The sequence below is a fragment of the Streptomyces sp. NPDC028314 genome (assembly GCF_055565795.1).
Window position 1 is genome coordinate 98,377 of sequence record NZ_JBVHTP010000011.1, and the last position, 13,964, is coordinate 112,340.

The 13,964-nt window shown below is 71.5% G+C and carries 16 protein-coding genes; 11 read left to right on the forward strand and 5 right to left on the reverse strand.

Annotated features, from left to right (window positions below; genetic code table 11):
- The first annotated feature begins 15 nt into the window (after positions 1–15).
- Together ACZ4TG_RS24685 and ACZ4TG_RS24690 are read left to right on the forward strand one after the other, a co-directional pair.
- Positions 16–366, forward strand: a complete 351-nt coding sequence (locus ACZ4TG_RS24685) for a hypothetical protein (protein WP_468166362.1) — start codon at positions 16–18, stop codon at positions 364–366.
- Between the two features lie 62 nt (positions 367–428).
- Positions 429–854 (forward strand): DUF3592 domain-containing protein, encoded by a 426-nt coding sequence (locus tag ACZ4TG_RS24690; protein WP_468166364.1) that lies wholly within the window; start codon positions 429–431, stop codon positions 852–854.
- A gap of 124 nt (positions 855–978) precedes the next feature.
- Here ACZ4TG_RS24690 and ACZ4TG_RS24695 read toward each other — a convergent pair whose 3' ends face one another.
- Positions 979–1,386: a PPOX class F420-dependent oxidoreductase gene (locus tag ACZ4TG_RS24695; RefSeq protein ID WP_468166366.1), complete on the reverse strand. Its 408-nt coding sequence runs from the start codon at positions 1,384–1,386 to the stop codon at positions 979–981.
- A gap of 300 nt (positions 1,387–1,686) precedes the next feature.
- On the reverse strand, positions 1,687–2,451 hold the full coding sequence (locus ACZ4TG_RS24700) for a GbsR/MarR family transcriptional regulator (RefSeq protein WP_468166369.1): 765 nt from the start codon (positions 2,449–2,451) through the stop codon (positions 1,687–1,689).
- A 232-nt stretch (positions 2,452–2,683) separates the two neighbouring features.
- Between ACZ4TG_RS24700 and ACZ4TG_RS24705 the strand changes: the two genes are divergently transcribed.
- From ACZ4TG_RS24705 to ACZ4TG_RS24725, 5 genes are all read left to right on the forward strand, one after another.
- The gene (locus ACZ4TG_RS24705) at positions 2,684–3,355 is read left to right on the forward strand and encodes a DUF4097 family beta strand repeat-containing protein (protein ID WP_468166829.1); all 672 of its coding nucleotides are present in this window, start codon (positions 2,684–2,686) and stop codon (positions 3,353–3,355) included.
- A 74-nt stretch (positions 3,356–3,429) separates the two neighbouring features.
- The gene (locus tag ACZ4TG_RS24710) at positions 3,430–4,608 is read left to right on the forward strand and encodes a serine hydrolase domain-containing protein (RefSeq protein ID WP_468166371.1); all 1,179 of its coding nucleotides are present in this window, start codon (positions 3,430–3,432) and stop codon (positions 4,606–4,608) included.
- A 116-nt stretch (positions 4,609–4,724) separates the two neighbouring features.
- Positions 4,725–5,327: a TIGR03086 family metal-binding protein gene (locus ACZ4TG_RS24715; RefSeq protein WP_468166372.1), complete on the forward strand. Its 603-nt coding sequence runs from the start codon at positions 4,725–4,727 to the stop codon at positions 5,325–5,327.
- Positions 5,328–5,754: 427 nt separating this feature from the next.
- The gene (locus ACZ4TG_RS24720) at positions 5,755–6,159 is read left to right on the forward strand and encodes an aggregation-promoting factor C-terminal-like domain-containing protein (protein WP_468166354.1); all 405 of its coding nucleotides are present in this window, start codon (positions 5,755–5,757) and stop codon (positions 6,157–6,159) included.
- A 204-nt stretch (positions 6,160–6,363) separates the two neighbouring features.
- Positions 6,364–6,759: a YciI family protein gene (locus ACZ4TG_RS24725; RefSeq protein WP_468166374.1), complete on the forward strand. Its 396-nt coding sequence runs from the start codon at positions 6,364–6,366 to the stop codon at positions 6,757–6,759.
- A gap of 58 nt (positions 6,760–6,817) precedes the next feature.
- Here the strand turns inward: ACZ4TG_RS24725 and ACZ4TG_RS24730 are convergent, their stop codons facing one another.
- A complete protein-coding gene (locus ACZ4TG_RS24730) occupies positions 6,818–7,747 on the reverse strand; it encodes a zinc-binding dehydrogenase (RefSeq protein WP_468166376.1) in 930 nt (309 codons plus the stop codon).
- 97 nt (positions 7,748–7,844) lie between these two features.
- Here ACZ4TG_RS24730 and ACZ4TG_RS24735 point away from each other — a divergent pair, with 97 nt between their 5' ends.
- The gene (locus tag ACZ4TG_RS24735; RefSeq protein ID WP_468166378.1) at positions 7,845–8,513 is read left to right on the forward strand and encodes a TetR/AcrR family transcriptional regulator; all 669 of its coding nucleotides are present in this window, start codon (positions 7,845–7,847) and stop codon (positions 8,511–8,513) included.
- 465 nt (positions 8,514–8,978) lie between these two features.
- Here ACZ4TG_RS24735 and ACZ4TG_RS24740 read toward each other — a convergent pair whose 3' ends face one another.
- Complete coding sequence (locus tag ACZ4TG_RS24740; protein ID WP_468166380.1) at positions 8,979–10,049, reverse strand: serine hydrolase domain-containing protein; 1,071 nt, start codon at positions 10,047–10,049, stop codon at positions 8,979–8,981.
- 290 nt (positions 10,050–10,339) lie between these two features.
- Here ACZ4TG_RS24740 and ACZ4TG_RS24745 point away from each other — a divergent pair, with 290 nt between their 5' ends.
- The 3 genes from ACZ4TG_RS24745 (at position 10,340) to ACZ4TG_RS24755 (ending at position 13,070) form a co-directional block, all read left to right on the forward strand.
- Entirely contained in the window at positions 10,340–11,650 is a 1,311-nt protein-coding gene (locus ACZ4TG_RS24745) for a sensor histidine kinase (protein ID WP_468166382.1), read from the forward strand.
- Positions 11,651–11,718: 68 nt separating this feature from the next.
- Positions 11,719–12,483 carry a helix-turn-helix transcriptional regulator gene (locus ACZ4TG_RS24750; protein WP_468166384.1) on the forward strand — a complete coding sequence of 255 codons (765 nt, stop codon included), beginning with the start codon at positions 11,719–11,721 and terminating at the stop codon, positions 12,481–12,483.
- A 32-nt stretch (positions 12,484–12,515) separates the two neighbouring features.
- Positions 12,516–13,070 carry a DUF3291 domain-containing protein gene (locus ACZ4TG_RS24755; protein WP_468166386.1) on the forward strand — a complete coding sequence of 185 codons (555 nt, stop codon included), beginning with the start codon at positions 12,516–12,518 and terminating at the stop codon, positions 13,068–13,070.
- Between the two features lie 243 nt (positions 13,071–13,313).
- Here the strand turns inward: ACZ4TG_RS24755 and ACZ4TG_RS24760 are convergent, their stop codons facing one another.
- On the reverse strand, positions 13,314–13,826 hold the full coding sequence (locus ACZ4TG_RS24760; protein WP_468166388.1) for a VOC family protein: 513 nt from the start codon (positions 13,824–13,826) through the stop codon (positions 13,314–13,316).
- Positions 13,827–13,964: the final 138 nt, after the last annotated feature.

The following is a 13,964-nucleotide window of genomic DNA, read 5'->3' on the forward strand; positions in this document are numbered from 1 at the left end:
ACCCGCCTCGCTGCAGTGACCACAGTTCTCACCCTGGGAATCGGCGCCGTCATAGCGACGGCACCAGCCGCCAGCGCCAAGTCGAGGTGCTGGGGGGACGTGGTCACGGCGATGGACTACACCGGAGAAGCGGCCTCGTACGCCGGCCGCGGCAACCTGTACGCCGCACTGGACCTCTCCAACGCCGCCCTGAGCCGGACCACTTCCGGAAGTTGTGTGGACTCACCCGTCATCTCACTTGTCGAGGACGCCACACAGGGGCTCCGTTTCGGCCAGGAAAATCTGTGGGCTTCGGACTGGGACGGAGCCAGCAGCGCCTTCCGGAGGGCCTACGCCACCTTGGAGCAGGCGAGCTACACCGCGTGACCCGTCCGGCTCGACCGGCCGCATTCGCAACCGACAACGTCCACGCACGCGTCGCACTCCACATGGAACGCGAATGGCTCTTCTCGCTCATCCCGCTGACGATCGGGGCGCTTTTCCTCAGCTTCGGCGTGTACGGACTCCGCCGCGCCCGCGCGCTCCGTCGCACCGGTGTCACCGCAAAGGGGCGGATCGTCCGCCACGCCGTCATCCGGAGCGACGAAGGAGCCACGTTCTACCACCCGGTCGCCGCCTGGACGACCCGCGACGGCCGCGAGTGCGAGTACTCGGCCAGGTTCGGCCGCGGTTCCGTCGGAGCCGGCTTCGGTCCGGGGGCCGGTGTCCTAGTCCGATATGACCCGCGCGACCCCAGCCGGTTTGCGATCCAGGGCTGGGACGTAGGCACCGTGGACCTGCTGTTCACCGTGCTGGGGGCGGTGGTCACCACGGGCACGCTGACGGTGTTGCTCGTCCGCCTGCTCGCCTTCTGACCGCATCCGGCCAGCGGCGAAGACGGGTGGGCTTCCGGGGCCACCGGACCTCCGCGATCCTCGTCCCGAAACGCGTCTGCTCATCATGCTCTGAAATCGGCCGACGACGCCCCGAGGCGTTGCGTCAGATCGAGCCGACGACCTTGCGCGGGGTGATGCGGACGACGACACGGTCGGCGTCGTCCTTCGACGCCGGGTTGAAGTCCGCGTAGTCCTTGCCCGTGTACTTGCGCGACAGCGCGTTGATCAGTTCCTGCCCGCCCTCCGTGGTCAGCGTGGCAGAGCCGCGGACCTCGGCGTACGAGTAGGGCGCGTTCGCGGGGTTGATCATGACGGTGATCCGCGGGTCGGCGCGCAGGTTCTTCTCCTTGCGGCGGCCGACGGTCGTGGAGACCAGCAGGTCGTCGCCGTCCCGGGTGAGCCAGGTGATCGACAGCTGCGGGCTGCCGTCCGGCTGGATCGTGGCCACGGTCGCGAAGACCGGGCTGTCGTCGATGAGCTTCTTCAGGTCGTCGGAGAGTTCGGCTGACACGGAGCGGGTTCCTTCCCTCGGCTGACTGCCGTCCCCGGACCGACTGCCGTCAGGGGGGATCAGCAACGGACAGCCTGCGCAACCGCGGCTGTCCCGGGCAAGTTCCGCCGCCCCGTGCCGCGCCCCGCGCCGCGGGTCCGACACCCCCGATTCCGGGACGTGGCCGGGCCCGCCGCATCCGGACACCGGGTCGGGGGCTCTTCGGACAGTCCACCCGCCCGGCCGAATCCGCCGCGGAGGCGGCCCTGATGCGGCCCTGACGCAGCCGACGCGCTGGCCCACATCGCGCTCTCGTCCGGCTCACGACCCCTGGCGGTCTCCTGAGGTGTCGAGGGTGGTGCCGTCCGGGGTCGTTTCGGCTTTCGTGTGAAGGATCTCGCGGGCCTGCTCCGCGGCGCGGGCGATGCTCTCGGAGACGAAGTCGGTGAAGCGGGCGATGTTCTCGAGGCGGGTGCCGGCCGGGGTGTTGGGGCCGAGGACGGAGACGCCTTGCCGTGCGGTCTGGACGAGATGGGCCGTGGCGCGGGCGCTTGCCATCATCGACTGGTACCAGATGTCGTCGTCGACGACGTAGCGCTCGCGGCGGCGGTCGTCGCGTTCCCGGCGGACGAGGCCCTGGTTCTCGAGGAACGTGATCGCCTTGGAGATGGACGCCGGGCTGACCTGGAGGCGCTGGACGAGTTCGGCCGCGGTGAGGCTGCCGGCGTCGGTGAGGGTGAGGCAGGCCAGCACCCGGGACATCATGTGGGGCATGCCCGACGCCACGACGACGCTGGTGAACGTTTCCTCGTACTCGCGCACGGCCTCGGCGTCGCGCCCGTGGGCCTGCGGGGGCGTCTGCGGCCCGCGGGGGGCGGGCTGCCGGCGCCGGTGGGCGCGTTGTTCGGTGGCGCGGTGGGCCAGGTCGGCGCGATAGGCGGTGGGGCCGCCGTTGCGCATCACCTCGCGCGTGATGGTCGAGGTGGGGCGGTCGAGGCGTCTGGCGATCTCGGCGTAGGCGAGGTCGTCGGCCAGCCCCAGCGCGATCTGCTGGCGTTCCTGCTGGGTGAGCCTGCCTCCCGGCATTGCGGTCTCCTTCGTCGTCCTTGGTGGGCCTTGATGCCTGGAGTATAGCGTTCATCGTCAATTCATTGCAACGGCCACAGGGTCATCGTTGCGTTAACTCAAAGACCCAATGCAATGATTTCCTGGCTTTGACCTGTATGAATGACGGTTGGATGCAACGGATGTGTTGATGGTTTTTTGAATGCAACGTAGCTTTTCGTTCATCAGAAACGACGAGTCGCAGGAGAGCACGATGCAGAAGTTCGACACCCCCGCCCTGGTCTCCACCGTCCTGGACGTCCCCGCGGGGCGTATCCGGTTCATCGCCGCCGACCGGTCCGACACCCGGGTCGAGGTCCTGCCGGCGGACGCTTCGAAGAGCCGTGATGTGAAGGCGGCGGAGCAGACGAAGGTCGTGTACGCCGACGGTGTGCTGCGGATCGAGGGCCCGGAGGCGAGGAACCAGTTCCTTGGTGCTTCCGGTTCCGTTGAGGTGACGGTCCAGCTGCCCGCCGGCTCCCGGGTCGAGGCGAAGGTGGCCAGCGCTGAGTTCCGGGGTGTGGGACGGCTTGGTGATGTCGTCTTCGAGGGCGCGCACGGCTCGGTCAAGCTCGACGAGACGGCGAGTGCGCGGCTGGCCCTTCAGGCCGGTGACATCTCGGTCGGCCGCCTGGGTGGCCCTGCGCGGATCAGCACCTCGAAGGGCGATATCCGGATCGCCGAGGCCGTGCGTGGCACGGTCGAACTGCGTACCGAGGCGGGCGAGATCGCGGTCGGTGCCGCTCGTGGGGTCTCGGCCTCGCTGGACGCGGGCACCGGTTACGGCCGGATCCACAACGCGCTCAAGAACACCGACGGCGCCGGCGCCCAGCTCGACATCCACGCGACCACCGCCTACGGCGACATCACTGCCCGCAGCCTGTAAGAGGGCACCCCTCAGCCGCGGCGATCCCTCCGTCCAGTCGAAATTTCGTGACAGTTCCGAAGGAGCACACCACCATGTCCCTCACCCTCACCGACCAGGATCGTCCGGAGCTGCAGAAGGCCATCGAGGAGATGGTCGACTCCGGTTTCACCGGGGTGACGATGCGCGTGCACGACGAGCGGGGCGAGTGGGTCGGCAGCGCCGGGGTGCGCAAGCTGGGCGAGGCCGCCGAGCCGCCGGCCGACGTACGGGTCCGGATCGGCAGCAACACCAAGACCTTCACCGCGACCGTGGTGCTGCAACTGGTGGCCGAGGGCAGGATCGGGCTCGATACCCCGGCGGATGACTACCTGCCCGAGTTCGGGCTGGACCGGCGGATCACGGTGCGGATGCTGCTGCAGCACACCAGCGGGGTGTTCAACTTCACCGGCGAGTACTACGACGACGGGACGTTCGCGCCGGGGATCCCCGCCACCACCGCGGGCCGGGAGTGGGTGGACAACCGGTTCAAGACCTACCGGCCGGAAGAGCTGGTACGGCTGGCGTTGTCCAAGCCGGCGCGGTTCGAGCCGGGGACGGACTGGAGCTACTCCAACACCAACTACGTGCTGGCCAGGCTGGTGGTCGAGAAGGTCACCGGCCGCTCGCTGGCCGAGGAGATGCAGCGGCTGATCGTCGGTCCGCTCGGGCTGTCGGGCACCGTGGTGCCGGAGACCCGGCAGGAGGTCCCCGAGCCGCACGCCCACGCCTACTACCGGTACGACGACGAAGCCGGCCGGCAGCAGACGGTCGACGTCACCCGCCAGAACCCCTCCTGGGTCTCCACCGGCGGAGACATGATCTCGACCACCCAGGACCTCCACACCTTCATCTCCGCCCTGATGGGCGGCAAGCTCCTGCCGGCCCCGCTGCTGGCCGAGATGCGCACGCCGCACCCCAAGGTCGGCTACGGCCTGGGGGTGTTCGTACAGGACACGGGCGAGAACGGCGGCACGGTCATCACCCACAACGGCGGCATGGCGGGCCACGCGGCGCTGATGTACAGCACGCCCGACGGCAGCAGGACCCTGACCGCCGCGCTGAACTACGTCGACGACGCCGCACTGTCCCTGGCCGGGGCGTTCCAGCAGGCGACGCAGCGGCTCGTCAAGGAGGTGTTCGGCGGCGGGCGGGCCGAGCCGGGCGACGAGCCGGGCGACAAGGCGGCCGAGCCGGCCGACGAGGCGGCCGGGCCGGCCCGGCCGACGGGCTGAGCACCTCGCACCCGTACGCCACCGGTTTACCTCGGTGACCTCCGGCCCGCGCCGCGACGCGTACGGGCTCTGCTGCCGGTCTACCCTGCAGATCCATCGTCCCGGAGGAGCGGCAGATGACCGATACGACGACCCTCGACCTCGGGCCACAAGCCCGGATCGTGGCCCGTCTCGCGGCGGGCGTCCCGGACGCCCGGCTCGCCGCCCGGACGCCCTGTCCCGAGTACGCGGTCAGCGACCTGCTGGGTCACCTCGCCGGCCTCGCCGTCGCCTTCCGAGACGCAGCCCGCAAGGACCTCGGTCCCACGACGGACACGGCCCCCGGCTCAGCCGTCCCCGTACTGCCCGACCGCTGGCGCGAGGACCTGCCGCGGGTCCTCGGCGAACTGGCCGAGGCGTGGAAGGATCCGGCCGCCTGGACGGGCATGACCCGCGCGGGCGGCGTGGACCTGCCCGGCGAGATCGCGGGTGTGGTGGCCGTCGACGAACTGGTGATCCACGGCTGGGACCTGGCTCGGGCCACCGGCCAGGAGTACGCACCCGATCAGGCCGCCCTGCACGCCTCGCACGCGTTCCTGCTGGCGGCCGCCGAGGACGAGGACCGCGGCGGGGGCATCTTCGGCGCCGTCGTGCCCGTACCGGACGGCGCCCCGCTGCTGGACCGGGCGGTCGGGCTGAGCGGGCGCGATCCGGGCTGGGAGCCGCCGGCGTCCCCGTGAACGGTCTCCCGCGTGCGGCGGACCCGGGCCGCCTGCCCCCGGCGGGCCACGAGGTCGGCCCTCGAAGGGGTACGACCGGTCACGCTGGGTGTGTTTCGGGCGCTCCGGGGGTGACCCGCCCCATAGGGCCGACGTCACATACGAGCCGGGCTAGTAGCTTCTGCGGGCCCGATTCCGGGCTGGGGGAACGTGCTCCCACCTGCACGGATCCGTGCCTGGTCACCGGTGGGTCGTGGGTCCCTGGCTGCGATGGCCGCTAGTAAGCGGGCTCGTTGCCAGGCCCCTGGCCAGTCGGTAGAACTGGATGAGTCGCCGGGCGGCACGGGTGCTTCACCCGCCGCTGACGAACCCCTCTCCTTCGCGTGAGTGGCTCACGCATGTCTTCGGCATGCCGCGACCGTCCTTGTCCCCTTCGGAAGGTTCATCCGTGTCCAACGCTGTCATCCGCCGCATCGCCGCCTCGAAGAAGACCCTTGCCGGCAGCATCGTCGCCCTGGGCGTCGCCGGCTCCATGCTCGCCACGGTTCCCGCTCAGGCGGCCCCGACGAGCGCCAAGGCGATCGCGCAGCAGATGATCAAGGACCCGGCCCAGTTCGCCGCCTTCGACAAGATCATCTCGCATGAGAGCGGCTGGGACCACACCGCGACGAACTCCTCCTCGGGCGCGTACGGCCTGGTCCAGGCCCTGCCGGCCTCGAAGATGTCCTCGGCCGGTTCGGACTGGAAGACCAACCCGGCCACCCAGATCAAGTGGGGCCTGGACTACATGAACTCCCGCTACGGCAGCCCCGTCGGCGCCTGGAACTTCTGGCAGTCCCACCACTGGTACTAAGCCACCAGCGGGCAGCACACACAGACACACCAAGAACGCCCGGCCGGGACATCCCCGCCGGGCGTCTTTGCGTACCCGCCCTCGACGCGGCGTTCATCGAGGCCCCGATGGACCGCCGGAGCGCCGATGAGTTTTGCGGCGCCCGGCCGTCTACCTCTCCGTAAGGCCGAGAAGTCCAGCAGCCGCCCCGGAAGGGTGAAGAACATGAAGTACATGATCCAGATGAACGTGCCTGCCGCTGAGTGGGACGCCATCATGTCGGCGTACTCCAAGGACGACATGGAGGCCATGTTCGCCCACATGAACGCCCTGAACGACGACATCACCTCCGCCGGCGAGTGGGTGGACGGGCAAGGGCTCGGCGGTCCCTCGCTGGTCAAGACGGTGCGGGCCGGGAGCGACGGACGGCCGCAGGTGACCGACGGGCCGGCCGAGGCAGGAAAGAACATCCTGGCGGGGTACTGGGTCGTCGACGTCCAGAGCGAGGCGCGGGCCCTGGAGATCGCCGCACGGGCGTCGGCGTGCCCCGGCCCGGGCGGGGCGCCCGGCAGCGACCCGGTCGAAGTGCACCCGATCTCCGAGAGCCCGACGCAGGCCTGAGCCCGTATCCCGACGGTCGGCCGCCGCGCCGGCCGTCCCGGCGCCCGGCCGGTGGGACTCAGGCGATGTCCAGGACCGCCTTGCCGTGGAGTCGGCGCTGGAGAAGGGCGTCGATGGCGTCGGCGGCTCCGTCCCAGCTGCCGCGCCATGAGATCTGCGGGTCGAGGTCGCCGGCGGCGACGCGGTGGGCGAGCCAGGTCAGGTCGGGCGCGAGGCCCGTGCAAGCGGGCAGGGAGAACGAGACGATCGAGCGGTCGTGTCGGCCCTGGTCTCCGAAGAGAGCGCCGAAGGGAAGGGTTTCGCCCTGGTGGGCGGAGTGCCCGACCGCGACCAGGGTGCCGCCCTGGGTGAGCATGCCGTAGGCGTCGACGAGTTGCTGTCCACCCACCATGTCCACGACGCCGTCCACCTGCTCCTTGAGCTCGGACGGCCCGGCCACCACCTCGTGTGCCCCGTTGGCCAGCAGGCTGTCACCGTGCCTGGCGGGATCTCCGGTGGACGCGATGACGTGCGCCCCGCCGAGGCGGGCGAGGCGCACGGCGTACCGGCCGGTGCCGCCCGTGGCGCCGGTGACCAGGATGCGCCTCCCCAGGATCGGGCCCGTACGGTGCAGGGCGCGCAGGGCGGTGGTTCCGGCGACGGGGACCGTACTGACCGGCCCCGGATCGGCTCCGGGCGGGACCGTGCCGATCCAGTCGGTGTCCACGGCGCGGAGTCCGGCCCAGGCGCCGTCGATCCCGAGCGTGACGACGGGTGTGCCGGCCGCGGGGCCGGTCCCGTCGGCGGCGGGCCGTTCCACCACGCCGGCCGCGTCCCAGCCGAGGACGGCGCCGTCGGGTGCTTCTTGCAGGCCGAACCGCACTTCGCCGTAGTTGAGGGAGGTCGCCGTCACCCGGATCAGCGCCTGGTGCGGGGTCGGTTCGGGATCGGGTACCCGGCCCAGGCGCAGGCCGGTGGCAGTGGAGCGGTCAACGATCAGAGCACGCACGGGGGTGCACCCTTCGACAAAGGATCAAGAACCACAGTTATGCCACTCAGTGGCATAAGCGTGCAAGCGGCGCTTGCCCCTCGGCTACGATCGGGTCATGACTGCTGAGCTTCCGCCGGCCGGCGACGGCCGACTCCCCCTGCGCGAACGCAAGAAGCTGCGCACGCGACAGGCGCTGATCGACAACGCCCTGGAGTTGTTCACCGCGCGCGGCTTCGGCGGGGTGACCCTCGACGAGCTCTGCGATACCGCAGACGTCTCCAAGCGCACGTTCTTCCGCAACTTCGCCAGCAAGGAAGACGTGGCCATGGCGCCGACGCAGGACTTGTGGCGGACCTTCCTCGCCGAACTGGAAACCTGCGAGCCCGACGGCCGCCCGCTGGCGGAGATGCTTCAGCAGACGCTGTTCGCCGCGCTCGGAGCGATGACCGAAGAAGGCTGGGCACACCGCGTCCTGCTCAGCCGACGGCTGTCCGGCACGACCCCGTCCATGGACGCGCACGGACTGCACTTCTGCCACGAGACCAGCCGCACGGCGCTGGACACCCTGCACCGCCGGCTCCGCTTCGCCGCCCCCGGCGACCTGCGACCGCAACTCGCCCTGGACTTGCTGGTCGCCGCTTTCCACCGCGCCCTCGACAGGTGGACGCACCGGCCGGACACCCCCACCCGCACCGACCTGGCCGCCGACATGCGGGACGCGTTCGCCGCGCTCCCCGGCAGCCTCACCCTGACCGTCGGCCTGCGGACCCGACAGGACTCCTGAGGGGCCGGACCCCGCTCGTGGAAGGCGGCGCGTGAGTGGGCAGGCCGCCGTCCACCGGGGTCCCCGGCAGTTCGCCGGGCCGTCTAACGAGGGCCACCACCGGCTGCTTGCCAAGGGGCCGGCGCCAGCACCCGCGCCAACTCCCTGTGGATCTGCTCCGCCTCCCGACGGACCTGGCCGGGTACATCCCCGCGTTCCCTTATCAACTGGGCGTAGATCGGGGCTTCACTGACGGTGGTCAAGGTCCGGTTTCCCTTCTCGGTCCGGGCGAGCCCGCCCGGGCTGAACGAGTGTAGGCCGGTGCGCCGGGTGGTCGCGTAGATCGCCGGGATGCGGACGGGGCGTCTGTTCACGGGCCGACCGGCCCCTCGACGCGGACAGGGCGTCTGTTCACGGGTCAACCGGTCCCTCGATGCGGACAGGGCGTCGGTTCATGGGCCGACCAGCCCCTCCGCTTCGCGGACCTCAGCGGCACAGGGCCGTGTCCACGACGCTCTCGACACGCCGCGTGCCCGCCATGTCGGTCGGGATGCCGGTCACCGTGACGTTGGCGGCGCGGCCGTCGTCGGTGACTCCGCCCCGGGTCTCGTATCCCACGATGTCACCGCCGTGGCCCCAGTAGACGCCGCCGCACGACAGCGGCCGGCTCATGATCCCCAGTCCGTAGCCGGCGCCGGTGTCCCCGATCGGGACGGTGGTGCGCATCTGGGCGAGCTGGGCCGCCGGGAGGAGGCGGCCGGCCAGGAGCTCGGTGAAGAACCGGTTGAGGTCGGAGTTGGTGGAGATCATCTGCCCTGCCGCCCAGCCCGCGGAGGGGTCGATCTCCGTGAAGTCGCGCAGAGGCGCCCCCGCCGCATCCCTGTGGTAGCCGTGGGGATGGGGTTCTCGGATGGTCTTGTCACCGGGGGCCGGGAAGTAGGTGTGGCGCAGCCCGGCGGGCTTGATGACGCGCCGGTCGATCTCCTCGCCGAGGGGCCGGCCGGTGATCTTCTGGACGATAAGGCCGGCCACCACGTAGTTCGTGTTGCTGTACGCCCATTTCTTTCCGGGGTCGAATTCGCCCTTGTGCTGGAGAGCGATGTCCAGGAGGTCGCGGGGTTCGAAGTACCGGTGCTGGAGGTCGTTGTCGGGGACGTACGTTCCGTAGTCGGGAAGTCCGCTGGTGTGCTGGAGGAGCTGACGGACGGTGATGCGGCTTCCGTCGATCCCCTCCCCGCGCACGAGGCCCGGCAGGTAGGTGTCGACCGGGGTGTCGAGGCCGATCCTGCCCTCGCCGACCAGCTGCAGCACGACCACCGCGGTGAAGGTCTTGGTGTTGCTGCCGACCCGCACCTGACCGTCGACCGGCACCTTCGAGCCGGTGGCCACGTCGCCCACCCCCGCGGTGTAGGTACGGGTGCGGCCCTCATGGTCCCTGACGCTCGCCAGCGCGCCCGGCAGGCCGTCGGACCGGAGTAGCGCGGTCAGCCCCTGCTGGACGGCGTCCGGCTTGGCGGCGGCGTACGCCGCGGGCGGCGCCAGTGCACCCATCGTCATGACGCCGACGGCAACGGCGGCCGCTACGGCCACGGCTCGTCGCCGACCGCCCTGCTGCCGCCCGGAAGAGCGGGGCCCTTGGTATTCCTGCTCACGCATGAGTCAACTCCTGTGGAATCGTTGGGAGACCAGCGGTACGTACCGGTCGTCATTGCCACCGGCCGCCGGTCGACTGCTCAGGGCACGATCCTGGCTGCCGGGGTCTTTGACGCGCATCGCGGGAAGGGAGGAGAAAACGCTCCCTCGATCGGGGGAGGCCGCCGATGAGGTCCCTGGCCATACTGGCGATCATGATCACGGGACTCCGGCCGCTGCTGCGCGGCTCCACGTACGCGGGTGTGCTGTTCGGCTTTTGCGGCGCGCTGGCGAGCCTCCCGCTGCTGCCCTTCGCACTCCTGCCGGCGTTGATGTGGCAATCGGCTCCGGAAGGGGTGCGGATCGCTCTGGTCCTGCTGGTCTGGGCGGCGCTGATCGGCGTGGCCGGGCTGGCCGGCACCACCCGGCGGGTGCTGGTCGTATCCGCCCGTCGACTGCTGGGGCTGCCGTTGCCGGATCCGATGGCCGCCCGTCGGACCGCGGGTTCACCCGGCAGCGGGCCGACTCCTCCCGCACCGGCGCCGGCTGCGGCGGCCCGCGCCGAGGCGTCCGGCGCCGGGCGCTGGCGGACCCCTCTCTGGCTGCTGCTGCATGTTGCGCTGGGGTGGGCGGGGGCGCTGGTGAGCGGTGTGCTGCTCCTCATGGGCCTGACCCTCCCGGGAGGCTGGCTCCGCGCCGAGGCGGAGCTGAGTCTGTTCGGCTGGTCGGTACGGGCGCAGGGCGGCTGGGGCAGCTGGGTGGTGGCGCTCGGCTGCCTGTTGCTGGCGGCGGCCGTGTGCGCGGGGCTGACGAGCGCTCTGCGCCGGCTGGCCCCCAGGCTGTTGGGGCCGTCGCCCGCCGAGCGGCTCGCACTGGCCGCCGAAAGGGAGCTTCGGCTGGCTGAACGCAACCGGCTGGCCCACGAGTTGCACGACTCGATCGGGCACACGCTGACCGCGGCCACGATCCAGGCGGCCGTGGCCGGCGAGGTGCTCTCCGCCGACCCGGCGGCGGCGCGGGATGCGCTGCGCAGCATCGAGGAGTCGACCCGGGCCGCGCTGGAGGACCTGGACTACGTGCTGGGGGTGCTGCGCGAGGAGAAGGCCGAGACGGCGCCGACCCGGACCCTGGCCGATCTGCCCGGGTTGCTGGAGCGGTTGCGGCACGCGGGCGCGGTGGTGGAGACGGAACTGTCGGGAGAGCCGGCACAGGTGCAGGGGACGGTCTCCCGGGCGGCGTACCGGATCCTCCAGGAGGGGTTGACGAACGCGTTGCGGCACGGGGCGGGCGGTCCGATCGAGCTCCGGCTGGCGGCCGCACCGGACGGGCTGGAGCTCAGCGTGGTCAACCGCACCGCGACGGGCACCGGCACCGGCAACGGTACGGGAGCCTTCCCCACCTCCGGGCGCGGCCTGCCCGGGCTGGCCGAGCGCGTCCGGCTGCTGCACGGTGAGATCGAGGCCGGCCCGGACGGGCCGCAGCACTGGCGGCTGGCCGTCCGGCTGCCGGTACGGACGTCGGGATGACGGGCCGCCGCAGGCCGGGGCGGAACCGCCTTTCTATATCCAACCTGCGTTGTTCCTAGAATGGCCGGATGGAGGACATCGACGCGATCGCGGTGTTGCAGGATCCGGTGCGCCGCCGCCTGTACGAGTACGTGGTGGGTCAGGGCCGTGAAGTCGGCCGCAACGAGGCCGCCGAGGCGGCCGGGGTGGCGCGCACGCTCGCCGCGCACCATCTGGACAAGCTGACCGAGGCCGGGCTGCTGGAGAGCGGTAGCCGCCGGCTGACGGGCCGCTCGGGGCCGGGGGCGGGCCGTCCTGCCAAGGTGTACACGCGGGCGCGGGCCGAGTGGTCGGTGTCGCTGCCCGCCCGCGACTACCGCACCGCCGCTGAGCTGCTCGCCGAGGCCGCCGAGCAGGCGGGGCTGGACGCCGGGCTCTGCGCCGCCGCGCGCCGCCGGGGGGAGGCCCTGCGCGGTTCGGCGGCGCCCTGCGGCGGCCTCGAAGAGGCCGTGCGGGTGCTGGCCGCTCGCGGCTACGAACCGCACCTGGAAGGCATCGAGGGCGTCGAGAGCGCCGAGAGCCCGGCGAGCCCCGCGAGCCCCGAGGGCGTTCACGGCGTTCAGGGCGCCGAAGGCGCCGAGGGGAGGACCGGGGCGGCGGCCGCACGCGTCGTCCGGATGCGCAACTGCCCCTTCCACGCCGTCGCCGAACGCTTCCCGCCGCTCGTCTGCGGCATGAACCTCGCGCTGCTGGAAGGGCTGCTCGGCACGGACGGCCCCGTCCGCGTTCGCATGGACGCCCGACCGGGGGAGTGCTGCGTGGTGGTCGAGACTTCTAAAAACAATGAAGATTGACATAGAAAAGCCCGCCGTGCTGCTATGAGGCCATGACCGCATCCGCGCCTGCCGCCCACCTCGCCCAGCTCAACGTCGCCACCCTCCGATACCCCTTCGACGATCCGCGCATGGCGCCGTTCGTCGAGTTGCTCGATCCGGTCAACGCCGCCGCCGACGCCGCGCCCGGCTTCGTGTGGCGGCTCGTGGAGGAGGGGGCGGCCGACGCCACCGGCCTGCGTCCCGCGGGCGAGGACGTCATCGTCAACCTGACGGTGTGGCAGACCCAGGAGGCCCTGTGGGACTTCGCCTACCGCAGCGGGCACCTGGAGGTGATGCGGCGGCGCCGTGAATGGTTCGAACGGCACGTCGAGGCACACCTGGTGCTCTGGTGGGTGCCCGCCGGCCACCTCCCGACCGTTGGCGAGGCGTTGGAGCGGCTGGCGGACCTGCGGGCGCACGGGCCGTCCCCGCGCGCGTTCACCTTCGCTTCCTCCTACACCGCCGCCGAGGCCGCCCCGCACCTTCAGGCCGTGCCGCCGGCGCTGCCCGATCAGGCCGCCCGGAACGCACGGCCGACGCCGGCCGGGGAGCCGTCGGGGGTCTGAAGCCGGGATGCCCAGCCGCCCCGGCCGACGCGTCAGGCGGCATCGACCGGGCCGGAGTCTTCACCCGTGCCGTGCGGTGGCCACGGTCGTGCGGTCAGCTCACGGCGCGAGCCCCGGATACATCGGAAGCGGCGCCAACCTGGTGGAGGACGGGACCGATCGACCGACGGCCCGGTCCCGTACGGCGTCCGCAGAGGCGTCAGGTGCCGGTCGGACGGCGGTGCGCCGGTTCCGGCCCGGGCCTCATGGGCTGCTCCCGTCCCGGGGCCCGCCCGGGCCGGCGCCGAAATCGGGCAGGGTCAGCGAGCCGTCCGCGGCGAGGGCGAAGCCCGGGTTGTGGGCGACCTCCCAGGCGTGCCCGTCCGGGTCGGTGAAGGCGCTGGAGTAGAACCCGATGGCGTTGACGGCGGCGGGCTTGGTGACGGTTCCTCCGGCCGCTCGCACGGCGGCGAGCAGCTCGTCCACCTCGGCCCGCGAACGGACGTTGTGGGCCAGGGCGATCCCGCCGAACCCGCCGCTGTCCGGGCCGTCCGGGCCGTCCGGGCCGTCCGGGCCGTCCTGCCTCGGTGGTCCGGACGGCAGGCCGCAGTCCGCAGCCAGGAGGTCGCGGTCCCACAGGACCAGGGCGAGGCCGCCGGCCTGGAAGAAGACGGTTCGCTCCACTTCCTGTCCCCGCCAGCCCAGTGCCTCGTAGAAGCGCCGGGCGCGGGCGAGGTCGCGGACGCCGAGGGTGACGAGGGTGATGCGCTGTTCCATGCGGTCACGCTAAGGGCTGTCCCGTAATCCCCGGTGGATCAGCGCGCGGCGTCAGATGCGGTGCATCGCAAGGCGGAGGAGCGTCCTCATACTGGGCGTATCCGGGTGCTCCGACAACGCGGCGAGGTGCCGTAGCTG